We start from the raw sequence: 26,307 nt of genomic DNA on the forward strand, positions 1-26,307 counted from the left end.
CTCCCACATTTGACGGTATTCACACATCAAACTGTGGGAGGGGGCTTGCTCCCGATGAGGCCAGTGAAGCCAACACAGACTGACTCAGTTGAATTCATCCCCCACCGGATACCGGCTGTCATTCAAACTTTCTTTGATCTTGCGCAAATGCGGCTGGAAATCCACTCCGCGACGCAACGTCATGCCGGTTGCGAGCACATCCAGCACCGTCAACTGAATGATCCGCGAAGTCATCGGCATATAAATGTCGGTGTCTTCGGGCAACGGGATGTTCAGGCTCACTGTGCTGGCCTTGGCCAGCGGCGAGTTCTCGGCGGTGACGCCCAGCACTGAGGCACCGTTTTCACGGGCGATACGCGCCACTTCCACCAGCTCTCGGGTACGCCCGGTGTAGGAAATGATCACAAACAACTCACCGGTATGCGCCACCGAAGCGATCATGCGCTGCATCAGCACGTCCGCATGCGCGGTCACCGACAGGTTGAACCGGAAGAATTTGTGCAAGGCGTCCATGGCTACCGGGGCCGAAGCACCCAGGCCAAAGAAGTGGATCTGCCGCGCCTGGATCAACAAGTCCACGGCCTTGCTGATCAGGGCCGGGTCCAGGGCCTGGCAGGCGCTGTCCAGGGACGCAATGGCACTGCCAAAGATCTTCTGGGTGTAGGCTTCGGGGTTATCATCGGCCTCCACGGCGCGGCTGACATACGCAGCGCCACTGGCCAGGCTTTGCGCCAGCTGCAATTTGAGTTCAGGGTAACCGCTGACACCGAACGAACGGCAGAAACGGTTGACCGTCGGTTCACTGACCGAGGCGGCCTGGGCGAGGGCGGCGATCGAGAAGCGTGTGGCCTGCTGCGGGTTGAGCAGGATGACTTCAGCGACTTTGCGCTCGGCCTTGTTCAATTCTTCGAGGCGGTTCCGGATCTGTTCCAGAAGATTTCGCACGCGGTCCATTCAGTCTTTCCTTCGGGCGACGATGCAAATAAAGGGCAGTGGCCAATCGATGAGTGGCCCTTTGCGGTGGCCTATCCTACTGAGGGTAGCTGAACACCACCACTCGGAATGCGAATTACGGGAAAATGTTGTGTTTATTACTACATTTTTCCTTGAGTGATGCCTTGAAAAAAGGTATTTGTAGCTTAACTTGATAAAAGAACAAACATCATGCCTTCGATAACCGTAGAACCCTGCACCTTTGCCCTGTTTGGCGCCTTGGGTGATCTGGCGCTGCGCAAGTTATTTCCTGCTCTCTATCAACTCGATGGCGCCGGGTTGTTGCACGACGACACGCGCATCCTGGCCCTGGCCCGTGAAGCCGGGTCCGAGCAGCAGCACATGGGCCATATCGAAAAAGAATTGCGTAAGTACGTCGGCAAGGAACTCGACGAAGCTGTGGCCGCACGCTTTCTAGCGCGCCTGGCGTATGTGCATGTCGACTTCATGAAGGCCGACGACTATGTCGCTCTCGCCGAAAATGTCGGCAGCGAACAACGTCTGATCGCCTACTTCGCCACCCCAGCGGCGGTGTATGGCGCGATCTGCGAGAACCTGGCGAAGGTCGGCCTGGCGGAAAATACCCGGGTGGTGCTGGAAAAACCCATCGGCTCGGACCTGGAATCCTCGCGCAAGGTCAACGACGCCGTGGCGCAGTTTTTCCCGGAAAACCGCACCTACCGCATCGACCACTACCTGGGCAAAGAGACCGTCCAGAACCTGATCGCCCTGCGTTTCGCCAACAGCCTGTTCGAAACCCAGTGGAACCAGAACTACATCTCCCACGTGGAAATTACCGTGGCCGAGCAGGTCGGCATCGAAGGCCGTTGGGGTTACTTCGACAAGGCCGGCCAGCTGCGCGACATGATCCAGAACCACCTGCTGCAACTGCTTTGCCTGATTGCCATGGACCCGCCGGCCGACCTGTCCGCCGACAGCATCCGTGACGAGAAGGTCAAGGTGCTCAAGGCCCTGGCGCCGATCAGCCCCGAGGGCCTGACCACCCAGGTCGTGCGCGGCCAGTACATCGCCGGCTACAGCGCTGGTAAAGCCGTGCCGGGCTACCTGGAAGAAGACAATTCCAACACCCAGAGCGACACCGAGACTTTCGTCGCCCTGCGTGCCGATATCCGTAACTGGCGTTGGGCCGGGGTGCCGTTCTACTTGCGCACCGGCAAGCGCATGCCGCAAAAGCTGTCGCAGATCGTCATCCATTTCAAGGAACCGTCCCACTATATCTTCGCCCCGGAGCAGCGCCTGCAGATCAGCAACAAGCTGATCATCCGCCTGCAGCCGGACGAAGGTATTTCCTTGCGCGTGATGACCAAGGAGCAGGGCCTGGACAAGGGCATGCAACTGCGCAGCGGACCACTGCAACTGAATTTTTCCGACACCTATCGCAGCGCACGGATTCCCGATGCCTACGAGCGGTTGTTGCTGGAAGTAATGCGCGGCAATCAGAACCTGTTTGTTCGCAAAGATGAAATCGAAGCTGCGTGGAAGTGGTGCGACCAGTTGATCGCCGGGTGGAAAAAATCCGGTGATGCTCCCAAGCCGTATGCGGCGGGGTCCTGGGGGCCGATGAGCTCGATTGCACTGATCACGCGGGATGGGAGGTCGTGGTATGGCGATATCTGAATTGAAACTGCCTCAGGGCGTCACTGCCCATGAGTACCGCACGCCCGCGCTGCTGGCCGATGGCCTGGCCAATGACGTGGCGGAACAACTGCGCGGGGCCATCAGTGCCCGTGGCGAGGCGACGTTAGTGGTGTCCGGCGGGCGCAGCCCCGTGGCATTTTTCCAGAACCTGGCCAAGCAGGGCCTGGACTGGTCCAAGGTCACCATCACCCTGGCCGATGAACGCTGGGTGCCGGTAGAACACGCCGACAGCAACGCCGGCCTGTTGAAGCAGTACCTGTTGCAAGGCCCGGCGGCCAAGGCCAGGTTCCTCAGCCTGTACAGCGCTGCTGCCAACCTCGAAGACGCTGCCGAGCAGGCCGATCGCCTACTGGCCGAACTGCCAGCCATTGATGTGCTGGTGCTGGGCATGGGCGATGACGGCCACACCGCATCGCTGTTCCCCAACAGCCCGAACCTGGGCGAAGCGCTGAAGGCCGACGGTACCCGCCGTTGCTGGCCGATGCTGGCGCCCACCGTGCCGCACCAGCGCCTGACCATGAGTCGTGCGCTGCTGGCCACGGCCGACTACACCGTGCTGTCGATTTCCGGCAGCTCGAAATTGACCACCTTGAGCGCCGCCCTGGCCAGTGACGATGTTGCTGCCATGCCGATTCGCGCGTTTTTGCAACCTACTCTAGAGATTTACTGGTGCCCATGAGCCAAGGATCAGCCGCTATGAAAAGCCCTCAACCGACCGTGTCCATGGCGGATAAAGTTGCCTTGATCGACAGCCTCTGCGCCAGGGCGCGGATCCTGCCGGTGATCACCATCGCCCGCGAACAGGACATCCTGCCGCTGGCCGACGCCCTGGCAGCCGGCGGTTTGACCGCGTTGGAAGTGACCCTGCGTTCTGAGTTCGGCCTCAAGGCCATCCAGGTATTGCGCGAGCAACGTCCGGAGCTGTGCACCGGCGCCGGTACTGTGCTCGACCGCCACATGCTCGAAGCGGCTGAAGTGGCCGGCTCGCAATTTATCGTCACCCCCGGCATTACCCGTGACCTGCTGGAAGCTTCGGTGCACAGCCCGATCCCGCTGCTGCCTGGGATCAGCAACGCTTCGGGCATCATGGAAGGCTATGGCCTGGGGTATCGCCGCTTCAAGCTGTTCCCGGCCGAAGTCAGCGGCGGCGTCGCGGCCATCAAGGCCCTCGGTGGTCCGTTTGGCGAAGTGAAATTCTGCCCTACCGGCGGCGTTGGCCCGGCCAACATCAAGAACTACATGGCGTTGAAAAACGTGATGTGCGTAGGCGGTAGCTGGATGCTTGACCCTGAATGGGTGAAGAACGGCGACTGGGCGCGTATCCAGGAAGTCACCGCGCAGGCGCTGGCGCTGCTGGATTGATCTGCTTTTACTGAATCGTTGTTGCTGTGCTTAACGGCATTTTTGCGGTGCACTTGGTCGGTGCGCCGTTTTTTTTTGCCTGTAGAAAACTCGACCCACCACAAGTCCAAATGTGGGAGCCAGCTCCCACAGTTTCAATCTTTGTTCAGCTCGGTAATCGCGTTGACCAACACATTGATATCCGCCGCTGACGTCACCAGCCCCGGCGTTACCCGAATACAGGTGCCAAACGCCGCCCCCGAGCGGGTCGTGGTGAACACGTCATACTCCTTGAGCAGCCTATCCACCATCACCTGTTGATCCCGCCCGATGAACTTGAACGCGGTGATCCCGCAATACAGTCGCGGATCATCCGAGGTCAGCACTTCAATCCCCGGTAAGGGGCGCACCTGGCTTACCCACAGATCCCGCAGGTAATTGACACGCGCACCCTTGGCCGCGGCGCCACCCAATTGCCGATGTTCTTCAAATACCAACGGTAAGGTCATCAGCGCGGGAAAGTTCGGTGTGCTGTAGGACGTACGAGCGCGCACATCAGTGGCCGGGTAGTGAAACTCGCCCATGTCCGGGTCGATATCTGCCAGGCGCTCGGGGGCGATATATATAAAGCCCAGGGTTAGCGGTGCACCCATCCATTTGTGCAGGTTGAACCCCGCGAATTGAATGCCCAGTTCAGCCAGGTTGAACTCGAACTGGCCCAGGGCGTGGGCGCCGTCGAGGATCACGTCGATATGCTGTTCGCGTGCGGCCTTGGCAATGGCCGCAACGGGCATGACCAGGCCGGTGCGGTGGGTGACATGGGTCAGGGCCATCAATTTGAGGCGTGGGTACTTAACGAACGCGTCGTGATACGTCTGCACCAGGCTGTCGAAACTGGCCGGGTGGTTGTGGGACACCTCGATTACCTCCACGCCGCGACTACCTGCCAACCAGCGCATGGCGCCTTTGACCGTGTCGTACTCCAGGTCGCTGATCAGCACCTGGTCTCCCCGTTGCAGGCGGTTGTAGTTGCGAATCAGCGATTGCAAGGCTTCGGTGGCGTTGCGAGTGAAGGCGACGGACTCTGGGTCGACATCGATCAACCCCGCCAGCTCGCGGCGGATCTCGACGTTTTCACCCTGCTCAAAGCGCTGGCGCACATGCACTGAGTTGCTGCGGTTGATAAAGCTGATGTGCTCAAGGTAGTGCGCCTGTACTGCACGGCTCATGCGCCCGAAATAGCCGTTTTCCAGGTTGATCGGCCCAGGCTCCACGTCATAGCGCTGGGCGATGGCGTGCCAGTGGGGTTCGTTATCTGCATTCCTTGGCATGGCGAGTCTCTTAATGACGTGGGGCAGGTTTACCGTGTTTAACGCGCAGCGGCTCGAGCAGTTCGGACAGGCCGTTATGGTCGATTTTCTGCATCAGGGCCAGCAGGCCACCCAATTCCCCGTGGGGGAAGCCTTCACGGGCGAACCAGTTCAGGTAGGGCCCGGGCAAGTCGGCGATGATCCGGCCTTTGTATTTGCCGAAGGGCATTTCGCGGGTGATCAGCAGTTCGAGTTTTTCGGGGTTCATGAGCTTCGTGCGATAGAGGCGAGGTCTTCGAAAATACAGGCATTCTGCATGAAGGCCAAATGACAGATCATGCAAATAACATCGATACAGATGGTTCAATAATTCGTAAGTATTTGAAATTATTGGTTAATTTTGTTTTTGAAAACCTGGCACGGGCGCTGCAATAACTAAGACAACCTTCTAACCCGTACAAGGAATTGAAAAATGACTGACATCAATAAAGAATCGATCTCCGTACTGAACGACCTGATCGAGACCAGCATCGACGGCCAAAAGGGTTTCAAGGAATGTGCCGAAGATATCAAACACCCAGAACTCAAGGCGCTGTTCGCCAAGCGTTCTGCCGATTGCGCGACTGCCGCCGCTGAATTGAAAACTGCAGTACGCGCACTGGGTGGCGACCCGGAAGATTCCGGTAGCGTAGCCGGCACTCTGCACCGTGGTTGGGTCGACGTAAAATCGATGGTCACCGGTAAAGACGAAGAGGCTGTACTGAACGAAGCCGAGCGCGGTGAAGACCACGCTCTGAAGGCTTATAAAGAAGCCATCGAGAAGATCAACAAGCACAACCTGCTGGGCATTCGTGACCTGGTTGAGCGTCAGTACCACGGTGTACAGCGCAACCACGACCAGGTGAAAGCCCTGCGTAACCAGGCTCGTGCTCAGTCATAAGACCTGTCTGAATAGAAAAAGCCCCGCAGATGCGGGGCTTTTTTATGTGCGACGATCAGCCAATGCTGATCGGCGGCAACTCGGTCAAGGTCACAACCTGCTGCTTGCGGGGCGCCAGAATCTCCGCTTCGCCATCCACGACCAACTCATCGCGCTGGTTGAACACTCGCGTGGCAATGCGCACGCGAAACTTCGGCAGCTTCTCGAGGATCTCCAGGCGCACAGTCAGTGTGTCGCCGATCTTGACGGGCTTCTGGAAGCTCATCTGCTGGCCGATATAAATAGTGCCCGGCCCAGGCAGTTCGCAGGCGACTGCCGCGCTGATCAGGGCGCCGCTGAACATACCGTGGGCGATACGCTCCTTGAACATGGTTGCCTTGGCGTATTCGGCATCCAGGTGTACGGGGTTGTGGTCACCGGACATGGCGGCGAACAACTGGATATCACGCTCTTCGACGGTTTTGCTGAAGCTGGCGGTCTGGCCGACTTCGAGGGCTTCGTACGGGGTGTTGGTTACCTGGGTCATCTAAAGCGGCATCCTGTGGCTAATCGGTAATTTAATAATCTGATTTTAAACGAAAAGTTATTCGCAGCGGGCCGGCCTGCGCAAGGCCAGGGCCTGGTCGAGCCACTTCAATACATCCGCTGTGACTTCATCACGGTTGGTTTCATTGAACACTTCGTGACGCGCCTGCGGGTAGAGATTCAATTGCAGGTTCTGGCAGCCGGCTTCTCGCAGGGCGTGGGCCAGGCTTTTGAGACGCTTGCCTTCGCTCACCGGATCACATTCGCCGCCCATTACCAGGATCGGCAGGCCCGGGTCGATCTGACTGAGATTGGACGCTTTGCTGATTTGCTGCAAGCCGCCGAGCAGGTCGACCCACAGCTGGTTGGTGCAGCGGAAGCCGCAGAGCGGGTCGTTGATGTACGTGTCGACTTCAGTCGGGTCGCGGCTGAGCCAGTCGAACGCCGTGCGCGTGGGTTTGAACGCTTTGTTGAACGAGCCGAACGACAGGAATTCGATCAACGCACTCCGGCCGCGCAGACCCTGGCGCAGGCGTTCGACCCGAGCGATTACCCGCGCCGCGCCGTACAACGCCACCGGCTGGAAATTCGAACCACTGAGAATCGCCCCATGCAGGCTGGCGCTGTGGTGCAGCAGGTAGGCCTGGGCGATGTAGCTGCCCATGCTGTGGCCGAGCAAAACAATCGGCACACCCGGCTGTTGCTGGCCGATATGCTGGTTGAGGCTGGCCAGGTCGCCCACCACCTTGTTCCAGCCATCCTTTTCGGCGTACAGGCCCAATGTGCCCTCGTCAGCAGTACGGCCATGGCCGCGCTGGTCCAGCGCATACACACCGTAGCCAGCGCCGCACAGGGCTTCGGCCAGGCGGGCATAACGACCACTGTGCTCGGCCATGCCATGGGAGAGCATCACCAGGGCCTTGGGCGGGCCGTCTGGCAACCATTGGTTGACGTACAGGCGGCTGCGGTCGTTCGCATTCAGCCAGAAGGTACTGTGGTTCATGGCGATTCCTTTGCTCAGGGTCGTTGCAGTGTATAGCTCATCGGCAGAGGGGCGGAGCATCTGCCTACACGTTAGCCGCTAGATTCACACAATCAATGACACGATTTAGCGTATTTGCCTGTTTGGTTATAGCTGCTAACGTCCCCAAAGCTCCGCTTGTTATAAATGTATAAAGCGGCCGGACACACTCAGGTAAGAGGACAAGAACAATGCAACCTGATTTCTGGAATGACAAACGCGCGGCGGGCGTGCCCAATGCCATCGACCTCACGACTTACAAGTCGGTGATCGAGGTCTTCGAGCGTTCCTGCAAGACCTTTGCCGACCGTCCGGCGTTCAGCAACATGGGCATTACCCTGACCTACGCCGAGCTTGAACGCCAGAGTGCGGCGTTCGCCGGTTACCTGCAACAGCACACCGACCTCAAGCCCGGCGAGCGCATCGCAGTGCAGATGCCCAACGTGCTGCATTACCCGGTTGCGGTTTTCGGCGCACTGCGGGCCGGGCTGATCGTGGTCAATACCAACCCACTGTATACCCCGCGCGAAATGCGCCACCAGTTCAAGGACGCGGGCGTACGGGCGCTGGTCTACCTCAACCTGTTCGGGGCGCGGGTGCAGGAGGTCTGTACCGATACCGAGATCGACTACCTGATCGAAGCCAGGATGGGCGACTTCATGCCCGCCGCCAAGGGCTGGCTGGTCAACACTGTGGTCGACAAGGTAAAGAAGATGGTCCCGGCCTACCGCCTGCCACGGGCGGTGTCGTTCAAGCGCGCCTTGCGCATGGGCGCGGGCCTTGGGGTGACGCGGCATCCGGTGGCCCTGGACGATATCGCCGTGCTGCAATACACCGGTGGCACCACCGGCCTGGCCAAGGGCGCGATGCTCACCCACGGCAACCTGGTGGCGAACATGCAGCAAGTGCGCGCGTGCATGTCGCAACTGGGCGAAGACGGCCATCCGCTGGTCAAGGATGGGCAGGAGGTGATGATTGCGCCGCTGCCGCTGTACCACATCTATGCATTCACGGCGAACTGCATGTGCATGATGGTGTCCGGCAACCACAACGTGCTGATCACCAACCCACGGGACATTGGCGGTTTTATCAAGGAGCTCAAGCAGTGGCGGTTCTCCTGCCTGCTGGGGCTCAACACCCTGTTTGTGGCATTGATGGATCACCCGGATTTCAAGACCCTGGATTTTTCTCATCTCAAGATCACCAACTCCGGCGGCACCGCCCTGGTCAAGGCCACGGCGGAACGCTGGAAGGCGCTGACCGGCTGTTCCATCGGCGAAGGCTACGGCCTCACCGAAACCTCACCGGTGGCCAGCACCAACCCGTACGGCGGCCTATCGCGCCTGGGCACCGTGGGTATCCCGGTGCCGGGCACGGCGATGAAAGTCATTGATGATGAGGGGCACGAACTGCCGTTGGGCGAGCGCGGCGAGCTGTGCATCCAGGGCCCGCAGGTGATGAAGGGCTACTGGCAGCAGCCGGTTGCCACCGCCGAGGCCCTGGACGCCGAAGGCTGGCTCAAGACCGGTGACATTGCGGTGATCGATACCGATGGCTACGTCAGCATTGTGGATCGCAAGAAGGATTTGATCATCGTCTCGGGCTTTAACGTGTACCCCAACGAAATCGAAGACGTGGTCATGGCCCACCCGGCCGTGGCCAACTGCGCGGTGATCGGCGTGCCGGATGAGCGTACGGGGGAGGCGGTAAAGCTGTTCGTCGTGGCGCGAGCCCAGGGGGTGACCCTTGAGGAGTTGAAGGCGTACTGCAAGGCCAACTTCACCGGCTATAAGGTGCCCAAGCATATTGTGCTGAGGGAGTCATTGCCGATGACGCCGGTGGGCAAGATCCTGCGGCGGGAGCTGCGTGACAGCGCCTGATTTGAAATAGGGTCAAAATGTGGGAGGGGGCTTGCCCCCGATTGCGGAGTGTCAGTCACCTGGTTAATTGACTGGACCATCGCTATCGGGGACAAGCCCCCTCCCACAATTGTTATTTGTCGCCCGTAAGGCCCATTCCAGAGCAGACTTCAGCGATATAGAATTTTTGCTCTAAAAGTGACCATTACGTATTCTTGAGTCATGTTTATGACTGTAGGGGCCTCTTTTGGCTCTAGGCGGCCCTTGGCAAAGCTGCTACTCTCGGCGCGCTTTGTGACGTCTCGGCCTGCTTGAAAGCGCCAGATTCACCTTAAAAAACATACACCAATAATAATCGCATCAAATGCGATGATGAATTCGCGTCGCTGAGGAGTGGGCTTCCATGAACGAAGACTTTTGGAAGGATAAGTACCCCGCCGGGATTGCTGCAGAGATCAATCCAGACGAGTATCAAAATATTCAGGCGGTACTGAAGCAGTCCTGCCAGCGCTTCGCCAACAAACCGGCTTTCAGCAACCTGGGCAAGACAATCACCTACGGTGAACTGTACGAATTGTCCGGCGCTTTCGCCGCCTACCTGCAACAGCATACCGACTTGAAGCCTGGCGATCGAATCGCCGTGCAACTGCCCAACGTCCTGCAATACCCGGTTGCCGTGTTCGGCGCCATCCGTGCGGGCCTGATCGTGGTCAACACCAACCCGCTGTACACCGCGCGGGAAATGGAACACCAATTCAATGATTCCGGGGCCAAGGCCCTGGTTTGCCTGGCCAACATGGCGCACCTGGCTGAAAAAGTCGTGCCCAAGACCGCCGTCAAGCATGTGATCGTCACCGAAGTCGCCGACCTGCTGTCGCCGTTCAAGCGCCTGCTGATCAACAGCGTGATCAAGTACGTGAAGAAGATGGTCCCGGCTTATCACTTGCCCCAGGCGATCAGGTTCAACGACGTACTCGCCAAGGGTCATGGCCAGCCGGTCAACGATGCCAGCCCGGCCAGCAGTGATGTCGCCGTGCTGCAATACACCGGCGGCACCACTGGCGTGGCCAAGGGCGCGATGCTGACTCATCGCAACCTCGTCGCCAACATGCTGCAGTGCAAGGCACTGATGGGCTCCAACCTCAACGAGGGCTGCGAGATCCTGATTACGCCGCTGCCGCTGTACCACATCTATGCCTTCACCTTTCATTGCATGGCGATGATGCTGATTGGCAACCACAATATCCTGATCAGCAACCCGCGCGACCTGCCGGCGATGGTCAAGGAACTGTCGAAGTGGAAGTTCAGCGGCTTTGTCGGCTTGAACACCCTGTTCGTGGCGCTGTGCAATAACGAAGCCTTCCGCAAGTTGGACTTTTCCGCGCTGAAGGTCACCCTGTCGGGCGGTATGGCCTTGCAACTGGCAGCGGCAGAGCGTTGGAAGGCCGTGACCGGCTGTGGCATCTGCGAAGGCTACGGCATGACCGAAACCAGCCCGGTGGCCACGGTGAACCCGATCCAGAATATCCAGATCGGTACCATTGGCATTCCGGTGCCGTCCACGGTGTGTAAAGTCATCGCCGACGACGGCACCGAACTGGCGCTGGGCGAAACCGGCGAGCTGTGCGTCAAGGGCCCGCAGGTGATGAAGGGCTACTGGCAGCGCGAAGACGCCACTGCCGAGATGCTCGACAGCGAAGGCTGGCTGAAGACCGGCGACATCGCGATCATCCAGCAAGACGGCTACATGCGCATTGTCGACCGCAAGAAAGACATGATTCTGGTCTCCGGCTTCAACGTCTACCCCAACGAACTGGAAGACGTGCTGGCGACCCTGCCGGGCGTGCTGCAATGCGCGGCCATCGGTGTGCCGGACGAGAAGTCCGGCGAGCACATCAAGATCTTCATCGTGGTCAAGCCAGGGGCTACCCTGACCAAGGACCAGGTGATGGAACACATGCGCGCCAACGTCACCGGCTACAAGGTGCCCAAGGCCGTGGAGTTCCGTGATGCGCTGCCGACCACCAACGTGGGCAAGATCCTGCGGCGTGAATTGCGCGATGAAGAATTGAAGAAACTCGGTCTTAAAAAGTAACGCACTTCAAATGTGGAAGGGGGCAAGCCCCTTCCACATTTTTTACTACGCTCTTACAGGGCGAACTGCGCGAAGCTCACACCCGCACCCGCCGGGCGCACATCCTTGAGGAAGGAATCCTTGTCCGCGCTCAGCTCCAGGGTGATTTCCGGCTTGCGCTTGCCTGCATTGCGCACCACCAACCCTTCGAGTTTTTCACGCAGGAACACGGTCGGCACCTTCAGGTGCAGCAACTGGTCAGTCTCGGCGTTGTGCATCAACAGGTGGATCCACTCGTACTGGCCCACGGCAATCCGCGCCACTGGCAGGTCGAACCACCAGATGTTGCGTTTGTGGTCCAGGTCGGTGAAGTGGCAGTTGTTGACGCCGAGTACGGCACCGCCCAGTTCCTGGTTTCTACGGGCGATGGCCTGTGCTTTATTGAGTTTCATAACCTTCCTACGGGATCTGTTATTCAGCCTTGCAGCCTGAATCTGCCGGGCATTCTCGTGGGTTGGCCGCAAAACATAAAGCCAAACCTGCGGCCTGCGATGAAATGCCTGCCGAAAATATTTGAAACTCTGCCGCGGAGCCCTGGGTCAATTCCTACGTAATGACCAAAAACCTCGATTTTTCCAGGAGAAATACCATGAGCAGCACATCGGATAAGGCAAAAGGTTTGGCGAACGAAGCGGTCGGCAACATCAAGCAAGGTGTCGGCAAAGTCACCGGCAACGACAAGCTGCGCGCTGAAGGCGTGGTTCAAGAGAAGAAAGGCGAAGTGCAGAAAGCGGTCGGCGATACCAAAGACGCGGTAAAAAAAGCCACCAAGTAATCCTGCTTCGCCGGCTGGTTTCTCGCAGCCCTGCGGCCATCCATGGATGGCCGTTTTTATGTGAACCGGTGCAACTAAACTTTGGAAATTGTTTCAAAGTCGCCAAATGGGCTACTTTGATGTAGAAAACGGCCCCTGAGTCGCCCACGAACTCAACCTCTTTGCGGCGAAAGGAGACGCTATGATTTTTCCGGTACTCGATGGTCTCAAGCTGCACAAGGTGCTGGTACGCACCGTCAAGGAATTCGTCGATGACGAGATGCCTACCTATGCCTCGGCACTGGCCTACCAGATGCTGTTCTCATTGTTTCCCTTCCTGCTGTTCCTCATTGCCCTGATCGGTTTCCTGCACCTGCCGGACTTCTTCACCTGGCTGCGCCTGCAATCGGAGCTGGTGTTGCCGCCCCAGGCGCTGGAGCAGGTCAACCCGGTGATCGACCAGTTGCAGCAATCCAAGGGTGGCCTGCTCTCGGTGGGTATCGTCATCGCGTTGTGGACCGCCTCCGCGGGTGTACGCCTCATGATGAGTGCCATGAACGCCGCCTACGATGTGGTCGAAGGCCGGCCGATCTGGAAGCGTTTCCCGCTGTCGATTTTCTACACCGTCGGCATCGCCGGCATGTTGCTGGCCGCCGCCGCACTGATGGTGCTTGGCCCACAGGTCATGGAATGGCTTGCCGGGCAGATCGGCATGCAGGAATTCGTCGTCACCCTGTGGACCATCCTGCGCTGGCCGCTGATCGTGATCCTGCTGATGTTCGCCGTGGCCCTCATGTATTACGTGATGCCAGACGTGGAGCAGAAGTTTCGCTTTATCACCCCGGGTTCGGTATTGGCAGTGGTGGTGTGGATCGTTGCCTCCCTGGGCTTTGGCTATTACGTCAAAACCTTCGCCGACTACAACGCCATGTACGGCAGCATCGGTGCGATCATTGTCCTGCTCCTGTACTTCTATATTTCCGCTGCCGTGTTGTTGCTGGGTGCGGAAATGAATGCGGTAATCGAACACATGTCGGCCGAAGGCAAAGACCCGGGTGAAAAGGAATTCGACGAACCGGCCCATACCGATGAAAAACAGCACGTCTCGGGCCTAGGCCGGGACCACTCCAAACCTACCCCTGATGAAGTGCCTGATCGATGATCCGTGAAATCCTGAAAATGGGCGACGAACGCCTGCTGCGTATCGCCCCGCCGGTACCACCGGAAATGTTCGACAGCCCGGAGTTGTGGCAACTGATCGACGACATGTTCCAGACCATGGAGCATGTGGGCGGGGTGGGGCTGGCCGCACCGCAGATTGGCGTCGACCTGCAACTGGTGATCTTTGGTTTTGAAGCCAGTGAACGCTACCCGGATGCGCCACCGGTGCCACAGACCATCCTGATCAACCCGCTGATTACCCCCTTGAGCCCGGTGCTGGAAGAGGGCTACGAAGGTTGCCTGTCCGTACCCGGACTGCGCGGGGCCGTGGACCGGTACCAGCAGATTCGCTACGAGGGTTTCGATCCCAAGGGCGAGCCGATTGTGCGGTTTGCCGATGGTTTTCATGCGCGGGTGGTGCAGCATGAGTGTGATCACCTGATCGGTCGGTTGTACCCGTCGCGGATTACCGATTTCAGCAAGTTCGGGTTTATCGAAGTGATGTTCCCGGAGATGGACCCAACGGCTGACGAGTAACGTTCTGACAGCATGAGATCAAAATGTGGGAGGGGGCTTGCCCCTCCCACATTTTTGTCCTGCATCATTCAGGTGATTGAAGCCCCATCGCAATCATCGGCTTGTTCCGCTTGTAGCGCACCAACCGCTCACTGAGCGATTGCGGCAGCACGGTGTCTTGAGAGAACCCTAGACGCTGGTACAAACCCTCCAGATCCGGATGGCACAGCAGCCACACCGTGCCGTCCACTTCAGCTACCGCCTGGCGAATCAAACGCGCCGCCAGCCCCTGGCCGCGATAGGTCGGATCGACAAACACGCCGGTCAGAAACTGCCCGCCGACCACTTGAGTCAGGCATAGCCCGGCCACTATCTCGCTGTCTCGCGCCACCCATAAGCGCCCACCCTTTTGGGCCTTCATCGGCGAATTGTGACTGCGGTAAAACTTGTTCAATAGTGGCCACAGGGGCTCGGCCAGCGGTTCGATGTGCAGTTCGGGCATGGTCTTTGGGCCAGCATTGTCAGGGGGCGGGGATTATAAGCGCCTTCTGCTGGGCAATAGGTGGTATACCCAGTGCTACATCCCCTTTCAGTGGAGCATGCATCATGGCCAAAGGTATGGATTCAAAGAAAGCCGCGAAGAAAAAACCGGCAAAGACCGCCGATGAAAAACGCGCCGACAAGAAAGCCAAGAAGTCTGAGACCGGCCTGTTCGGTCACTGAGTTACAACCTTAGAACCCTACGATCTGCACGTTTTGCGCGCCTCGCTGCACAGAGCAGGAAACACTGCTCTGAGCTGCCGATGGCCAACTACCTTGATCTGACCCACCGCCGGGAAATCGAAGCCCTGGTACGAAGTTTCACCGCAAAGGCCGAATGGCCGACCTGGCTGTTGTTGCTCGGCGTGTATGCCGGCTGGTTCGGTGTGTTGCTCGCCAGCCACTGGCTGGGCCTGTGGTGCAGCACTCTGCTACTGATCCTGCGGGTGACACTCTGGCTGTCGTTGCAACACGAGTTGCTCCCTGGTCATCCTGGCAATGCTGGCTGACTAGTGGCCTTGCATCGCGCCAACCCCTGTCTATGCTCACCCAGAACCGTTAATGACGCTTGGACTATAAAGCGTTTTGGATGGTTATTTCCCCGTGAAGGTTTGCCAGCACTATCCAACTCAAGAATGGAATGCGCCGTCCAGGCGCCGGGACTCAAGGGTGAGCTGACCATGTTCAATCGTCATCACAAATCCGACCTGCAAGAAATCCAGCGTTTTTCCTGTGCCCTTACCGAAGCCAACGCCAAGCTCGCCGCCATCAGCCGTTCCATGGCGATGATCGAGTTCGATCGCACAGGCGTGATCCTCGATGCCAACGAGAACTTCTGCAAAGCCATGGGCTATAGCGTCGAGGAGATCCGCGGTAAACATCATCGCCTCTTTTGCGATGAGGCCTACACCCATACTGACGAATACGCCAAGTTATGGCGCGACCTGGCGCGGGGTGAGGCGCTCAGCGGCACCTTTATGCGCTTGAACAAGCGCGGTCAGGAAGTGTGGCTCGAAGCCAGCTACATGCCGGTGCTGGACAGCGACAACCAGGTGCGCAGTGTGATCAAAGTGGCGTCGGATATTTCTGTGCGGGTGCACCATGAACACGAGAACCAGAGCTTGATCGACGCCATCAGCCGTTCCATGGCGGTGATCGAGTTCACCCCGCAGGGCCAGATCCTCAATGCCAATGACAACTTCCTGCGCACGGTGCAGTACTCACGGGAGGAAATCATTGGCCAGCACCACAGCATGTTCTGTCATCGTAATGACGTCGAGTCACCGGCCTACAAGGCATTCTGGGCCTCCCTCAACCGCGGCGAATATCACTCCCACCGCTTCGAGCGCAAAAACAAATACGGCAAGACCTTGTTCCTGGAGGCGTCCTACAACCCGATTTTCGACGCCAACGGGCGCCTGTACAAAGTGGTGAAGTTTGCCAGCGACATCACCGACCAGGTCACCACCCTGCGTAACGCCGCCGATTCGGCCCACGCCACCTCGGTACAAAACGACGCCTGCGCCCGCAAGGGCTCGGAGGTCGTGCAGCAAACCGTGCAGATCATCGAGGCGATCTCCAGTGACCTGAACCAGGCCGCCCAGAGCATCGACGCGGTGAATAAACAGTCAGACATCATCGGCGCCATCGTGCAAACCATCCGCAGCATTGCCGAGCAAACCAACATGCTGGCGCTCAACGCCGCGATTGAAGCGGCGCGGGCCGGTGAGCATGGGCGCGGGTTCGCGGTGGTGGCCGACGAAGTGCGTAGCCTCGCGGCCCGCACCAGCCAGGCCACGGTCGAGATTGTGGAGGTGGTGCGCAAGAACCACGACCTGTCGCTGAGTGCCGTGTCGAGCATGCAGTCAAGCTTGAGCCGAACGGGGCTTGGGGTGGAGTTGGCGAATGAGGCGGGGCAGGTGATCGTGGAGATCCAGGAAGGGTCGCGGCATGTGGTGGATGCGATCAGTCAGTTCAACTCGACGTTGCAACTGCAATAACTCCAAATGTGGGAGGGGGCTTGCCCCCGATGACAGAGTGTCAGTCACTGCATTCGGTGGCTGACCTGACGCCATCGGGGGCAAGCCCCCTCCCACATTTTGTTTTGTGGTGGGGCTTAGATCGCGGCCAAGGTTTCTTTCAGCACCTGGGCCTGTGGGTCAACACTCTTTGCTGCTACCTGCTGATCTTGCTGCTGCTTAAGCCGCTCGGACACTTCCTTGGCAAACGCATTTTGCTGCTCCACCGGCATGGCGTTCAGCTCCTCCAGCGTCAGGCCCCGTTCTTTGAGCAACTGGTCGCGGATGCGCTCGGCGGGGCTCTTGGTCATGTAATCGGTGAACTCAGCGCGTGCCCCGGAGGTGGAACCGGTGGCCGGCACATCGGAGGCTGATGCCGTGGTCTGCAATTGCACACGGGTCTTGGCAAAGGCTTCGTCAATGCGATCGCTGGCCTTGTCCAATTCCTTCTGTGCGTTCGGCACCGTGACGCTTTGCTGCGCAGCCTGAAGGGCGCCGCTGTACAACGCGCTGGCGGCGGCGTTGGCGGGGTCCATATCGGGTCGCTTGATCTGTTGGACGGTCGACATGGCTTGGGTGTTGTTGTTAACCAGCATGATCAGTCACCTGTGTAAATGTTCGGTGCGACAGCTGGAGCAAATAGTGTGCCGATGATCAAACCCAGTAGCGGCGGGGGGCGGGACGCTTGAGGTGGCAAGCGATGACCGTGTAGAGGCCAGTCGTTGCCGCCGACTGCCTGTTCTATACGATGTGAATGTCAAATGAGCCATTGAAGGTATGTTCCGTGCCCTCCACCTCGGCAATAACGTTGAATGTTCCCGATGCTGAGCCCAGTTGCTGGTTATACGTCGTCAGGTCAAGTACACCACTTTTTGCCCTATACGTTGTTCGTTGGCCGCTACTGGTTAGTCGAAAATAGCCCACCTCAACTTGATTCGGAAAAGGTTGAGGCACGTCGATCGGACCTGTGAATGAATCTCCTGGAAAGTTGATTTGAATACCCCTGAAACTGTCAGCCCCGCTTGGCTGTAGACCATACAGCGTGATTCCTCTAGTGCCTGTAGGCGATTGGCGATAGTCGACGTTGCTGGTATCAATCTCACCTTCGAAGCCTGTGGACTTAAGCCATCCTGCTGAGGCGTGGTTGCTCTGATCCATGTCTAACTCCTGATTATCTGCCGATGGCGACCCACCGCGGGAGCGCCTGGGTTCCCAGTAGAACGTCGATCGCCGGTGCGATCTACTGTCAAACCTGACAGGTAGCGGCATTTTTCTGACCGATGAGCCTTCGGCTGGCTGTCCCGAAAAAAAGCGTGTTGGGAATGTTGCTATGGGCACCGGTAAGCAGTAGGTGGAGCCCTTTTGCGTGACCGCCCTGGCGCTCAGTTGTGGCCGTCGAGGGCGAAGGTCTTGAAACCGGCGTGCTGGGTGAGCCGCTGGTAGTACTCGGCAATGGCGGGGTAGGGCGGACGTTCCATGGGCGTCATCTGCCAGCGGTGTACCGAGAGGCCGATCAGGATATCGGCGAGGGTGAATTCATCCCCTGCTACATAAGCACTGGTCTTGGCCAGCTGTTGTTCCAGAATGCCCATCTTGTCGTTCCAGAGCTGGACTGCGGCGCCGATCTGCACCGCGTCCAAGCCGTCCGGATTGTTGCGTACCAGGGCGGTGAAGGCATCGCCCCAGGCGCGGTTGAGTTCTATAGCTTGCCAATCGATCCATTGCTCGACGCGGGCACGTGGCGCGGGCTCGACGGGCAGCAGGTCGTGGCGTTGGTACAGGCCCACGAGGTAGCGGCAGATGGTGTTGGATTCCCACAGCACGCCGTGGTCGTCGATCAATACGGGGATTTGCGCGTTGGGGTTCAGCGCGAGGAACTCGGTGGACTGGGTGGGCTTGAAGCCGATGCCCCAGTCCTCACGCACGTAGTCGATGCCCAGTTCCTGGCAAGTCCACAGCACTTTGCGCACGTTGATGGAGGAGGTGCGGCCCAGGATTTTCAGTGAGTGTGCCATTGAGCTTCCCTGCGTTTTTGGATGACAGGGGCAATTTAGCAGACGTTTGAGGGCGATAGCGAGGTGGTGTAGCCGTCAAAAAGGCAGGCACTTTCCCGACTATGGGAAGTGCTGCCTTAAAGAGGGTAGATGTTCAATTTAATGGCGTTTCGTTGAAGTCGTTGACGTAGTATTCGCCGCGTTCGACGGTAACGATTTCATTTGGGTCGTCGACTTTAGCTGCAATGAAGGCAAACTTTGCTTCGAGGATATTATTTGCATTGCTGATAATTTCAAACGTTCCCGAGATGGCCGGATATTGATCAGTATTTCCGTTCCCGGTAGGTATGTTATAAATAACTTGAACAGATTCTTCCTTTTTTGTATGGGAAAGTTTATAGCAGCCTACTGCGAAATTCTTGTCGATTTCGAAAGCGATAAAATGATTTTTCTGTATAAAAGCAAATGTAATGTTTTTTGTCCCGGGGAACGAATTTATATGGAGAATACTGTGAGAGTCAAAGTCTTCGTTGAGCTCTTTTTGATATCCAGTAATTTTATTGGGATTATTCACGGTGTATCTCCTAAACAAGTTGAGGGCGTGATGGTGCTGCACTAACTATTTAGGCAAGAGTTGCTAGGGATGTCTACTGTCATTTCTAACAGGTTTCCATACTTTTCGATGAGTGGAACGTGGCGGTGTATCGGTAGCTGGCCCGACCTATCGGCCATCAGGCCGCTACGTGCTCTCGCGCACCTGCAACTCAAAGCCCATATCTACCACCGGCTTGGCGATCTTGTTGCCTGCCATGATGGCCAACAAATGCTCCGCTGCCCGCCGGCCAATGGCTTCCCGTGGCGTGCTGATGCTGCTCAGGCGCGGCACCATGAATGACGACGCAGGCAAGTCGTTGAAGCCGAGTACCGCCACACGCTCTGGCACCTTGATGCCATGGCGCAGGGCTTCGAGCAATGCGCCCTGGGCCAGGTCATCGTTGCCAAAGAAAATTGCATCCACGTCGGGATGCCGCGCCAACAGTTGCAGGAACAGCTCGCCGCCCAAGCCTACGGAAGAGGGTTGCGGTGTGAGCAGCTCCAACGCCGGGTCGTACATTCCCGCCTGTTGCAGTGCCCTGCGGAAACCTTCACCGCGCAGCAACGTGCGTTGGTCCAACTGCGCGCCGATATAGGCCAGGCGCTTGCGCCCACGGGACAGCAAATGCGCCGCCGCTGTTTCACCTGCGCTCAATTGCGAGAACCCCACGCAGTTCAATCCGGCGTTGGGGTCCAGGTCCATCATGTACACGCAGGGCACATTGCTGGCCTCGACCAGTCGGCGCGCGCTTTCGGTGCGGTCGAACCCGGTCAGCAACAAACCCCGTGGCTGGTAGGACATGTAGTTGCGCAGCAGGTTTTCTTCTTCGTCGCGCGAATAATGGGAGTTGCCGATCAGCACTTCAAAGCCCTTGGGCCGCAGCACCTGGTGGATCGCTTCCAACGTTTCGATAAACAGCAGGTTGGACAAGGACGGCACCAGCACCACCACTGAATGGCTTTGGGCCGAAGCCAGGGCGCGGGCGGCGGGGTTGACCACGTAGTTGAGTTCGGCGGCGGCCAGCTGCACTTTTTCCACCAGTTCGGTGGCTACCGTACTGATACCGCGCAGGGCGCGGGAGGCGGTGATCGGGCTGACCCCGGCCATGCGTGCAACTTCATTGAGGGTAGGGCGGCCCGTTGTGCGGGTATTTTTATCGTTCTTGGAGGTCATCAGGCGGCTTGCCAAACAAAAATCGAGGCACTAAGGTAGCGCTGTCTCCAAAGGGCTGCAAATTCTTGGATAAAGGGTTGCCTGATCCTGTTCAACTTTTGAAGTAAGTCGGTTGGAGCGGATGCACGCGTCACTCCATAAAAATGACAAGTCGGCGCGGGAAAAGCCTGTTTTTGCACTAGCCTTATGCTGTGCAAAGGTAGCGCTATCTGCGTCCTGAGGTGTTTCATGAGTCAACCTGTTACCGCCCTGGTCATCATGGGTGTTTCCGGCTGTGGCAAGTCCAGCGTCAGCGAAGCCCTGTGCCGCCTGAACGGCGCCACTGCCATTGAAGGCGACAGCTTTCACCCCGCCGCGAACATCGAAAAGATGAGCGCCGGCCACCCCCTCAACGACGACGACCGCGCCGGCTGGCTCGACATCCTGTGTGATGAACTGCGCCGCTCGCTCAAGGCCGGCGAGCACCCGGTGCTGACCTGTTCGGCCCTGAAGAAGAAATACCGCGACCACCTGCGCGAAGCCGCGCCGGGCTTGGGCTTTGTATTCCTGGAGCTGACCCGTGAAGTCGCCGCCGACCGGGTGTCCCATCGCCCCGGCCATTTCATGCCGGCAAGCCTGATCGACAGCCAGTTTGCCACCCTTGAATCGCCCAAGGGCGAACCGCTGACCCTGGCCCTCAACGCCAGCGAAGACAGCGTCGAGGCCCTGGCTAGGCAGACCAACGCCTGGTGGCTGCAACACGGCTTTGAACCCACTCATTGATTTTTTGCCGGAAAAGATAGCGCTATCCCCGGCAGAAAGTTCAACACCCGCTTTAATAACAACAACAAACAGGAGAGACCCCCCATGTTTGGCATGTCCCACGAGTCTTACCTGCTGCTAGATGCAGTGGTCACTATCATCGGGTTGATCGTTCTGATCACCAAGTTCAAGGTGCACCCGTTCATTGCACTGATCATCGCGGCCGGCTTCCTCGGCCTGACCTCGGGCATGCCCGTGGACAAGATCATCAAGGCGTTCCAGGACGGCTTCGGCGGGGTGCTCGGCTTTGTCGGCATTATCCTCGCGCTGGGTACGATGCTCGGCAAGATGATGGCCGAATCCGGCGGCGCCGATCAGATCGCCCAGACCCTGATCCGTGCCTTCGGCAAAGAGAAGGTCCAATGGGCCATGATGTTCGCCGCGTTCCTGGTGGGCATCCCGCTGTTCTTCGAGATCGGCTTTGTGCTGCTGATTCCGCTGGTGTTTATCGTCGCTCGACGTACCGGCGTGTCGCTGATCAAAATCGGCATCCCGCTGCTCGCCGGCCTTTCGGCGGTACATGGCCTGGTGCCGCCGCACCCGGGCCCGTTGCTGGCCATCGGCGTGTTTGGCGCGGACATCGGCAAGACCATCCTGTACGGCCTGATCGTTGCGCTGCCGACGGCCATCATCGCCGGCCCGATCTTCGGTACGTTTATCGCCAAGTACATCCCGGGCAATCCGTCACAGGAACTGGTCGATCAACTGGCCCGCGAGCCTGAGAACAAAAACCTGCCGAGCTTCAGCATTACCCTGGTCACCGTGCTGCTGCCGGTGTTCCTGATGCTGCTGAAAACCTTTGCCGACATCGCCTTTGCCGAAGGCAACGTGGTGCGCAACTGGATGGACATGATCGGCCACCCGATCACAGCGTTGTTGCTGGCCTTGCTGCTGTCGCTGTACACCTTTGGCCATCGCCAGGGCATCCATTCCAAGCAGATCCTCAAGCTGCTCGACGCCAGCCTTGCGCCGACCGCTGCGATCATCCTGATCATCGGTGCCGGTGGTGGCTTCAAGCAGATGCTGGTGACCAGTGGCGTGGGTGACGTGATCGGCCATATGGCGGTGAACGCACAGATCAACCCGATCCTGCTGGCATGGCTGGTGGCGGCGGTGATTCGTATTGCCACCGGTTCAGCGACGGTCGCGACCATTACGGGTGCAGGCATTGTGGTGCCGGTGGTGGGGATGATCCCGGGGGTTAACCGCGAGCTGCTGGTGCTGGCGACGGGGGCGGGTTCGTTGATTCTGTCTCACGTCAACGATGCGGGCTTCTGGCTGGTGAAGCAGTACTTCAACATGACCGTGGCCGAGACGTTCAAGACCTGGACGGCGATGGAGACCATTCTGTCGATCGTGGCGCTGATCTTCATCATGTTGTTGTCGTTGGTGGTCTGACAGACACACCGCACAGCCTGGGGTGAAAACCCAATAAAAAATGTGGGAGGGGGCTTGCTCCCGATGGCGGTAGATCAGTCACCCAATGCAGTGACTGACACTCTGCTATCGGGAGCAAGCCCCCTCCCACATTTTGACCGGGTCAGGCTCAGGCTTTAGTGACCAGCCCATCCGCCCTGAACATCCCCCGAATCCCCCTTACCGCCTGGCGAATCCGGTCCTGGTTCTCGATCAGCGCAAAGCGCACATGGTCATCGCCGTACTCACCAAAGCCAATCCCCGGCGATACGCACACCTTGGCTTCCAGCAGCAGTTTCTTGGCAAATTCCAGCGAGCCCATGGCCGCATACTGCTCGGGAATTTTCGCCCACACGTACATCGACGCCTTCGGGTTCTCCACCATCCAGCCCAGCTCATGCAGGCCCTTGACCAGCACATTGCGGCGCTGGCGGTACTGCTCTGCAATGTCCTTGACGCACTGTTGGTCGCCTTCGAGCGCCGCAATCGCCGCCACTTGCAGTGGGGTGAAAGTGCCGTAGTCGTGGTAGCTCTTGATCCGCGCCAGGGCGTTGACCAGTTCCGGGTTGCCCACCATGAAGCCGATGCGCCAGCCGGCCATGTTGTAACTTTTGGACAGGGTGAAAAACTCCACCGCGATATCCTTGGCGCCCGGCACTTGCATGATCGATGGGGCTTTCCAGCCGTCGTAGACGATGTCGGCATAAGCCAGATCGTGAACCACCAGCACGTCGTACTGTTTGGCCAGGGCGATCACGCGTTCGAAGAAATCCAGTTCCACGCACTGCGCGGTGGGGTTGGACGGGAAACCGAGGATCATCATCTTCGGCTTGGGGATCGAGCCGCGAATCGCCCGTTCCAGCTCGGCGAAGAAATCCACGCCGGGCACCAGCGGCACCGAACGCACCTGGGCGCCGGCAATCACGGCACCGTAGATATGAATCGGGTAGCTGGGGTTGGGCACCAGCACGGTATCGCCCTGGTCCAGGGTAGCCAGCATCAAGTGTGCCAGGCCCTCTTTGGAACCGATGGTGACGATGGCTTCCGACTCGGGGTCGATATCCACCTCATAACGGTCCTTGTACCAGCGCGAAATCGCCCGGCGCAGGCGCGGGATGCCTTTGGAGGTCGAGTAGCCGTGGGTGTCGTCACGCTGGGCGACGGTGACCATTTTCTCGACGATATGCGCTGGTGTGGCGCCGTCGGGGTTACCCATGCTCAAGTCGATGATGTCTTCGCCGCGCCGACGCGCAGCCATCTTCAGCTCGGCAGTGATATTGAAAACATACGGGGGGAGTCGATCTATGCGCGCAAAGCGGCGCGGCGAACCTTGGTCTGCCATTGTTGCCTCGAATACGTAAGCGCCCGGAACCGTCCGAGCGACGTCGGCCACTGCGGTGGCCTGCGGGGCAGACAATACGGGCGATGATGGCTGGTTGTCCAGATGGCGTGGGAAAAATTTGTGCATGGAGCGCGGCAGGGATATGCCCCTATACTCGATGCGGGTTTGTTCCCTCATAAGAAGGAGACTGTTCGTATGGATCAGCAGACAAAACAACCGTTAGAGCCACGCATGGAAGCCGGCAAGGCCTTGGTAATTGCCGGTGTACAAGGGCGTTATTCGAAGGCCACCGTAGGCGATATCCCCAAACTGTGGGAGTTGTTTGATACGTGCATCAAGGACATCAAGAAACGCGTCGGCGGCGTGACCTACGGGGTTTGCCACAACCCCCATCACGGCGAGTTCGATTACATGGCCGGGGTAGAAGTACCCGCCAAGGGCGATGTGCCGAGTAACTTTGAGTTCATCGAAATCCCGCCGCTCAACTATGCCGTGTTCCCCCATTACGGGCCGGTGCAGGCGCTTGAACAAACCTACGAGCGCATCATGTTCGAATGGCTGCCGCACTCGGGCTACAAGGTGATGGGCGCTGATTTCGAGCGCTACAGCGCGGATTTTGACGTGAGGAAGGGCACGGGGACGGTAGAGATCTGGTTGCCGGTTGGGGAGCGGGGCTGACCCTGCATTCGATGTCACGTAAACAGGGCGCGTACACATGAACGTCAGGTTTACGTGACATTACCGTTATGGATTAAACATCCAGCTCAGCCGGCGCTCATACCCAACCCGGCCCTTGTAGGCCTCGCCGCTGTCCACCCATCCCGCGCCTAGATACAACCCCATTGCCGCCACGTTGTGCGTGTCCACCGACAACTCCAACCCTCTGATCTGCGGCCACGCCTCAAGCGCCATGGCCGGCAGCGCCTGTAAACACGCCTTGCCGAATCCAAGCCCCTGCTGATGCCGATCCACCTGCAACGCATGCAGTGTGGCGCTGTGTTCATTGGCCCAATGGGGCAGGCAGGGTGGGCGCTTGAGCAGCAGGAAGGCCACTGGAATGTCGTCGGCCAACAGCGCAAAGCCTCTGACGCCAGGGTTGGGATTCACCAGCAGGCAGTTCAACGCGCTATAGATATCGCCGCAAAACGGCAGTTGTTCGGGATGGACCTCGAGGGCGTCGAGCCGCTGTTTTTGCGCAGTACTCAATGCCTCATAGGCGGCTAGGCGGGTTTCCATCGGGTTCGCATCCGAAATCCTACAAAGAGGCGTCAATTCTAGCGGTTTTGCTGCCGGCGAAATTATTTTTCAGTGGTGTGTCGATTTGCTCAAAGGCCGTTCGACTAAGGGTGTCTTCCGTGATTTTTCACCCCAGGAGTCATCGCCATGAGCACCGCAATCAACACCCTGATCGAGCAATGGAAGCAAGCCGTTGTTTCCCAGAATATCGACAAGATTGTCAGCTTTTACGCTGAAGATATCGTCGCGTTCGACGCGGTTGGCGCCCTGCAATTCAAGGGCAAGGCCGCCTACCGCGCGCACTGGGAGGAATGCATGAAGCACTGCCCCGGCCCCGGTATTTTCGAGTTTCATCAATTGCACATCGTCGAAGCCGCCGACAGCGCTTTCGCCCACTGGCTGGCCCACTGCGGCGGCACTGGGCCGGATGGCGAGGTGAAGGCGTGCTGGATGCGTGTGACCGCCGGCTACCAGCGCATCAATGGCCAGTGGAAGGTGGTGCATGAGCACTGGTCGGCACCTTGTGACATGGAAAGCGGCACCACGTTGTTCGACCTGAAACCTTAAGCACCGCGAACTATAGTCAGTAGTCCGAAAACGGAGAACGCCATGAAATACCTGTGCCTGATCTACAGCAACGAACAGGTGTTGCACACCTCGGCCGACAGCCCCCACGACTCGGAGTGTTTCGCCTACGCCGAGGCCATCCAGGCCAGCGGGCGGATGCTCGCCGCCGAGCCGCTGGAGTCGGTGACTACCGCCACCACCGTGCGCATGCGCAACGGCAAGCTGTCGATCACCGACGGGCCGTTTGCCGAAACCAAGGAGCAGCTCGCCGGGTTCTACCTGATCGAAGCCAAAGACCTCAATGAGGCGCTCCAGGTCGCCGGTGGCATTCCGGCGGCCCGGGTCGGTAGTGTGGAAGTACGCCCCGTACGCGAATTGAATCTCTGACTACAACAAGAACCAGGAGGTTTAC

General features: G+C 58.5%; 28 protein-coding genes and 3 pseudogenes. 17 read left to right on the forward strand and 14 right to left on the reverse strand.

Going from position 1 to position 26,307, the window contains the following annotated elements:
* Positions 1 to 84 precede the first annotated feature (84 nt).
* Complete coding sequence (locus JFT66_RS13025; protein ID WP_198809839.1) at positions 85 to 945, reverse strand: MurR/RpiR family transcriptional regulator; 861 nt, start codon at positions 943 to 945, stop codon at positions 85 to 87.
* A 219-nt stretch (positions 946 to 1,164) separates the two neighbouring features.
* Between JFT66_RS13025 and zwf the strand changes: the two genes are divergently transcribed.
* From zwf to JFT66_RS13040, 3 genes are read left to right on the forward strand one after another with little or no spacing between them, the layout of a single operon-like run.
* Positions 1,165 to 2,631, forward strand: a complete 1,467-nt coding sequence (zwf, locus tag JFT66_RS13030; protein WP_034115697.1) for a glucose-6-phosphate dehydrogenase — start codon at positions 1,165 to 1,167, stop codon at positions 2,629 to 2,631.
* Complete coding sequence (gene pgl, locus JFT66_RS13035; protein ID WP_034115696.1) at positions 2,618 to 3,331, forward strand: 6-phosphogluconolactonase; 714 nt, start codon at positions 2,618 to 2,620, stop codon at positions 3,329 to 3,331. The genes zwf and pgl overlap by 14 nt, the downstream gene beginning before the upstream one ends.
* 17 nt (positions 3,332 to 3,348) lie before the next feature.
* A complete protein-coding gene (locus tag JFT66_RS13040) occupies positions 3,349 to 4,014 on the forward strand; it encodes a bifunctional 4-hydroxy-2-oxoglutarate aldolase/2-dehydro-3-deoxy-phosphogluconate aldolase (protein ID WP_065930484.1) in 666 nt (221 codons plus the stop codon).
* Positions 4,015 to 4,148: 134 nt separating this feature from the next.
* Here JFT66_RS13040 and JFT66_RS13045 read toward each other — a convergent pair whose 3' ends face one another.
* Entirely contained in the window at positions 4,149 to 5,324 is a 1,176-nt protein-coding gene (locus JFT66_RS13045) for an aminotransferase class V-fold PLP-dependent enzyme (RefSeq protein WP_198859365.1), read from the reverse strand.
* Between the two features lie 10 nt (positions 5,325 to 5,334).
* Complete coding sequence (locus JFT66_RS13050) at positions 5,335 to 5,571, reverse strand: DUF3820 family protein (protein WP_198859366.1); 237 nt, start codon at positions 5,569 to 5,571, stop codon at positions 5,335 to 5,337.
* A gap of 204 nt (positions 5,572 to 5,775) precedes the next feature.
* Here JFT66_RS13050 and JFT66_RS13055 point away from each other — a divergent pair, with 204 nt between their 5' ends.
* Entirely contained in the window at positions 5,776 to 6,243 is a 468-nt protein-coding gene (locus JFT66_RS13055) for a ferritin-like domain-containing protein (protein WP_198859367.1), read from the forward strand.
* A gap of 55 nt (positions 6,244 to 6,298) precedes the next feature.
* On the opposite strand, the gene JFT66_RS13060 is transcribed toward JFT66_RS13055, so the two are convergent.
* Both JFT66_RS13060 and JFT66_RS13065 read right to left on the reverse strand, forming a co-directional pair.
* Positions 6,299 to 6,769 (reverse strand): MaoC family dehydratase, encoded by a 471-nt coding sequence (locus JFT66_RS13060; protein WP_034115694.1) that lies wholly within the window; start codon positions 6,767 to 6,769, stop codon positions 6,299 to 6,301.
* Positions 6,770 to 6,826: 57 nt separating this feature from the next.
* A complete protein-coding gene (locus JFT66_RS13065) occupies positions 6,827 to 7,771 on the reverse strand; it encodes an alpha/beta hydrolase (protein WP_153839046.1) in 945 nt (314 codons plus the stop codon).
* 209 nt (positions 7,772 to 7,980) lie between these two features.
* On the opposite strand from JFT66_RS13065, the gene fadD2 reads away from it, so the two are divergent.
* Both fadD2 and fadD1 read left to right on the forward strand, forming a co-directional pair.
* On the forward strand, positions 7,981 to 9,669 hold the full coding sequence (gene fadD2 / locus JFT66_RS13070) for a long-chain-fatty-acid--CoA ligase FadD2 (protein WP_153839045.1): 1,689 nt from the start codon (positions 7,981 to 7,983) through the stop codon (positions 9,667 to 9,669).
* A gap of 382 nt (positions 9,670 to 10,051) precedes the next feature.
* Positions 10,052 to 11,743: a long-chain-fatty-acid--CoA ligase FadD1 gene (gene fadD1, locus JFT66_RS13075; protein ID WP_034115691.1), complete on the forward strand. Its 1,692-nt coding sequence runs from the start codon at positions 10,052 to 10,054 to the stop codon at positions 11,741 to 11,743.
* Positions 11,744 to 11,796: 53 nt separating this feature from the next.
* On the opposite strand, the gene JFT66_RS13080 is transcribed toward fadD1, so the two are convergent.
* A complete protein-coding gene (locus JFT66_RS13080) occupies positions 11,797 to 12,174 on the reverse strand; it encodes a hypothetical protein (protein ID WP_034115690.1) in 378 nt (125 codons plus the stop codon).
* 197 nt (positions 12,175 to 12,371) lie between these two features.
* Here JFT66_RS13080 and JFT66_RS13085 point away from each other — a divergent pair, with 197 nt between their 5' ends.
* The 3 genes from JFT66_RS13085 to def all read left to right on the forward strand — a co-directional run bounded on the left by JFT66_RS13085 (position 12,372) and on the right by def (position 14,234).
* Positions 12,372 to 12,557 carry a CsbD family protein gene (locus JFT66_RS13085; protein WP_058414423.1) on the forward strand — a complete coding sequence of 62 codons (186 nt, stop codon included), beginning with the start codon at positions 12,372 to 12,374 and terminating at the stop codon, positions 12,555 to 12,557.
* Positions 12,558 to 12,738: 181 nt separating this feature from the next.
* Positions 12,739 to 13,698: a YihY/virulence factor BrkB family protein gene (locus JFT66_RS13090; protein ID WP_034115688.1), complete on the forward strand. Its 960-nt coding sequence runs from the start codon at positions 12,739 to 12,741 to the stop codon at positions 13,696 to 13,698.
* Positions 13,695 to 14,234, forward strand: a complete 540-nt coding sequence (def, locus tag JFT66_RS13095) for a peptide deformylase (RefSeq protein WP_034115687.1) — start codon at positions 13,695 to 13,697, stop codon at positions 14,232 to 14,234. The genes JFT66_RS13090 and def overlap by 4 nt, the downstream gene beginning before the upstream one ends.
* Positions 14,235 to 14,298: 64 nt before the next feature.
* Here the strand turns inward: def and JFT66_RS13100 are convergent, their stop codons facing one another.
* Positions 14,299 to 14,715, reverse strand: a complete 417-nt coding sequence (locus tag JFT66_RS13100; protein WP_198859368.1) for a GNAT family N-acetyltransferase — start codon at positions 14,713 to 14,715, stop codon at positions 14,299 to 14,301.
* A gap of 301 nt (positions 14,716 to 15,016) precedes the next feature.
* Here JFT66_RS13100 and JFT66_RS13105 point away from each other — a divergent pair.
* From JFT66_RS13105 to JFT66_RS30205, 3 pseudogenes are all read left to right on the forward strand, one after another.
* Positions 15,017 to 15,247 (forward strand): annotated as a pseudogene (locus JFT66_RS13105) (fatty acid desaturase); the annotation flags it as partial.
* 291 nt (positions 15,248 to 15,538) lie between these two features.
* Positions 15,539 to 16,162, forward strand: a pseudogene (locus JFT66_RS30200) (PAS domain-containing protein); the annotation flags it as partial.
* Positions 16,163 to 16,336: 174 nt separating this feature from the next.
* Positions 16,337 to 16,753 (forward strand): annotated as a pseudogene (locus JFT66_RS30205) (methyl-accepting chemotaxis protein); the annotation flags it as partial.
* A gap of 116 nt (positions 16,754 to 16,869) precedes the next feature.
* On the opposite strand, the gene JFT66_RS13115 reads toward JFT66_RS30205, so the two are convergent.
* The 5 genes from JFT66_RS13115 to JFT66_RS13135 form a co-directional block, all read right to left on the reverse strand.
* Complete coding sequence (locus tag JFT66_RS13115; protein ID WP_198859370.1) at positions 16,870 to 17,367, reverse strand: hypothetical protein; 498 nt, start codon at positions 17,365 to 17,367, stop codon at positions 16,870 to 16,872.
* Positions 17,368 to 17,512: 145 nt separating this feature from the next.
* Positions 17,513 to 17,929 (reverse strand): hypothetical protein, encoded by a 417-nt coding sequence (locus JFT66_RS13120; protein WP_198859371.1) that lies wholly within the window; start codon positions 17,927 to 17,929, stop codon positions 17,513 to 17,515.
* A 224-nt stretch (positions 17,930 to 18,153) separates the two neighbouring features.
* Entirely contained in the window at positions 18,154 to 18,786 is a 633-nt protein-coding gene (locus JFT66_RS13125) for a glutathione S-transferase family protein (protein ID WP_198859372.1), read from the reverse strand.
* Between the two features lie 133 nt (positions 18,787 to 18,919).
* Entirely contained in the window at positions 18,920 to 19,339 is a 420-nt protein-coding gene (locus JFT66_RS13130) for a hypothetical protein (RefSeq protein WP_153839040.1), read from the reverse strand.
* A 165-nt stretch (positions 19,340 to 19,504) separates the two neighbouring features.
* Entirely contained in the window at positions 19,505 to 20,536 is a 1,032-nt protein-coding gene (locus tag JFT66_RS13135) for a LacI family DNA-binding transcriptional regulator (RefSeq protein ID WP_198859391.1), read from the reverse strand.
* Between the two features lie 225 nt (positions 20,537 to 20,761).
* On the opposite strand from JFT66_RS13135, the gene JFT66_RS13140 reads away from it, so the two are divergent.
* Together JFT66_RS13140 and JFT66_RS13145 are read left to right on the forward strand one after the other, a co-directional pair.
* Positions 20,762 to 21,295: a gluconokinase gene (locus JFT66_RS13140; RefSeq protein WP_153839038.1), complete on the forward strand. Its 534-nt coding sequence runs from the start codon at positions 20,762 to 20,764 to the stop codon at positions 21,293 to 21,295.
* Between the two features lie 84 nt (positions 21,296 to 21,379).
* On the forward strand, positions 21,380 to 22,732 hold the full coding sequence (locus JFT66_RS13145) for a GntP family permease (protein WP_034115677.1): 1,353 nt from the start codon (positions 21,380 to 21,382) through the stop codon (positions 22,730 to 22,732).
* Between the two features lie 148 nt (positions 22,733 to 22,880).
* Here JFT66_RS13145 and alaC read toward each other — a convergent pair whose 3' ends face one another.
* Entirely contained in the window at positions 22,881 to 24,092 is a 1,212-nt protein-coding gene (gene alaC, locus JFT66_RS13150; RefSeq protein WP_034115676.1) for an alanine transaminase, read from the reverse strand.
* Positions 24,093 to 24,287: 195 nt separating this feature from the next.
* Between alaC and JFT66_RS13155 the strand changes: the two genes are divergently transcribed.
* A complete protein-coding gene (locus JFT66_RS13155) occupies positions 24,288 to 24,770 on the forward strand; it encodes a GyrI-like domain-containing protein (protein WP_153839037.1) in 483 nt (160 codons plus the stop codon).
* 66 nt (positions 24,771 to 24,836) lie between these two features.
* On the opposite strand, the gene JFT66_RS13160 is transcribed toward JFT66_RS13155, so the two are convergent.
* Positions 24,837 to 25,328 carry a GNAT family N-acetyltransferase gene (locus tag JFT66_RS13160; protein ID WP_198859373.1) on the reverse strand — a complete coding sequence of 164 codons (492 nt, stop codon included), beginning with the start codon at positions 25,326 to 25,328 and terminating at the stop codon, positions 24,837 to 24,839.
* A gap of 147 nt (positions 25,329 to 25,475) precedes the next feature.
* On the opposite strand from JFT66_RS13160, the gene JFT66_RS13165 reads away from it, so the two are divergent.
* Positions 25,476 to 25,895 carry a YybH family protein gene (locus JFT66_RS13165; RefSeq protein WP_198859374.1) on the forward strand — a complete coding sequence of 140 codons (420 nt, stop codon included), beginning with the start codon at positions 25,476 to 25,478 and terminating at the stop codon, positions 25,893 to 25,895.
* A gap of 42 nt (positions 25,896 to 25,937) precedes the next feature.
* Positions 25,938 to 26,282, forward strand: coding sequence for a YciI family protein (locus tag JFT66_RS13170; RefSeq protein WP_153872517.1), 345 nt, complete (start codon positions 25,938 to 25,940; stop codon positions 26,280 to 26,282).
* Positions 26,283 to 26,307: the final 25 nt, after the last annotated feature.

The organism is Pseudomonas sp. MF6755, from assembly GCF_016405635.1.
GTDB lineage: Bacteria > Pseudomonadota > Gammaproteobacteria > Pseudomonadales > Pseudomonadaceae > Aquipseudomonas > Aquipseudomonas haemolytica.

Excerpts from the sequence above, each read along its gene's own strand:
- JFT66_RS13115 (WP_198859370.1), bottom strand. The coding sequence starts at position 17,367 with ATGCTGGTTAACAACAACACCCAAGCCATGTCGACCGTCCAACAGATC.
- JFT66_RS13155 (WP_153839037.1), top strand. The coding sequence starts at position 24,288 with ATGGATCAGCAGACAAAACAACCGTTAGAGCCACGCATGGAAGCCGGC.
- JFT66_RS13065 (WP_153839046.1), bottom strand. The coding sequence starts at position 7,771 with ATGAACCACAGTACCTTCTGGCTGAATGCGAACGACCGCAGCCGCCTG.
- alaC (WP_034115676.1), bottom strand. The coding sequence starts at position 24,092 with ATGGCAGACCAAGGTTCGCCGCGCCGCTTTGCGCGCATAGATCGACTC.
- fadD2 (WP_153839045.1), top strand. The coding sequence starts at position 7,981 with ATGCAACCTGATTTCTGGAATGACAAACGCGCGGCGGGCGTGCCCAAT.
- JFT66_RS13085 (WP_058414423.1), top strand. The coding sequence starts at position 12,372 with ATGAGCAGCACATCGGATAAGGCAAAAGGTTTGGCGAACGAAGCGGTC.
- JFT66_RS13125 (WP_198859372.1), bottom strand. The coding sequence starts at position 18,786 with ATGGCACACTCACTGAAAATCCTGGGCCGCACCTCCTCCATCAACGTG.
- JFT66_RS13165 (WP_198859374.1), top strand. The coding sequence starts at position 25,476 with ATGAGCACCGCAATCAACACCCTGATCGAGCAATGGAAGCAAGCCGTT.
- JFT66_RS13120 (WP_198859371.1), bottom strand. The coding sequence starts at position 17,929 with ATGGATCAGAGCAACCACGCCTCAGCAGGATGGCTTAAGTCCACAGGC.
- JFT66_RS13145 (WP_034115677.1), top strand. The coding sequence starts at position 21,380 with ATGTTTGGCATGTCCCACGAGTCTTACCTGCTGCTAGATGCAGTGGTC.
- JFT66_RS13100 (WP_198859368.1), bottom strand. The coding sequence starts at position 14,715 with ATGCCCGAACTGCACATCGAACCGCTGGCCGAGCCCCTGTGGCCACTA.
- zwf (WP_034115697.1), top strand. The coding sequence starts at position 1,165 with ATGCCTTCGATAACCGTAGAACCCTGCACCTTTGCCCTGTTTGGCGCC.
- JFT66_RS13055 (WP_198859367.1), top strand. The coding sequence starts at position 5,776 with ATGACTGACATCAATAAAGAATCGATCTCCGTACTGAACGACCTGATC.
- JFT66_RS13160 (WP_198859373.1), bottom strand. The coding sequence starts at position 25,328 with ATGGAAACCCGCCTAGCCGCCTATGAGGCATTGAGTACTGCGCAAAAA.
- JFT66_RS13140 (WP_153839038.1), top strand. The coding sequence starts at position 20,762 with ATGAGTCAACCTGTTACCGCCCTGGTCATCATGGGTGTTTCCGGCTGT.
- def (WP_034115687.1), top strand. The coding sequence starts at position 13,695 with ATGATCCGTGAAATCCTGAAAATGGGCGACGAACGCCTGCTGCGTATC.
- JFT66_RS13090 (WP_034115688.1), top strand. The coding sequence starts at position 12,739 with ATGATTTTTCCGGTACTCGATGGTCTCAAGCTGCACAAGGTGCTGGTA.
- JFT66_RS13045 (WP_198859365.1), bottom strand. The coding sequence starts at position 5,324 with ATGCCAAGGAATGCAGATAACGAACCCCACTGGCACGCCATCGCCCAG.
- pgl (WP_034115696.1), top strand. The coding sequence starts at position 2,618 with ATGGCGATATCTGAATTGAAACTGCCTCAGGGCGTCACTGCCCATGAG.
- JFT66_RS13080 (WP_034115690.1), bottom strand. The coding sequence starts at position 12,174 with ATGAAACTCAATAAAGCACAGGCCATCGCCCGTAGAAACCAGGAACTG.
- JFT66_RS13060 (WP_034115694.1), bottom strand. The coding sequence starts at position 6,769 with ATGACCCAGGTAACCAACACCCCGTACGAAGCCCTCGAAGTCGGCCAG.
- JFT66_RS13040 (WP_065930484.1), top strand. The coding sequence starts at position 3,349 with ATGAAAAGCCCTCAACCGACCGTGTCCATGGCGGATAAAGTTGCCTTG.
- fadD1 (WP_034115691.1), top strand. The coding sequence starts at position 10,052 with ATGAACGAAGACTTTTGGAAGGATAAGTACCCCGCCGGGATTGCTGCA.
- JFT66_RS13170 (WP_153872517.1), top strand. The coding sequence starts at position 25,938 with ATGAAATACCTGTGCCTGATCTACAGCAACGAACAGGTGTTGCACACC.
- JFT66_RS13050 (WP_198859366.1), bottom strand. The coding sequence starts at position 5,571 with ATGAACCCCGAAAAACTCGAACTGCTGATCACCCGCGAAATGCCCTTC.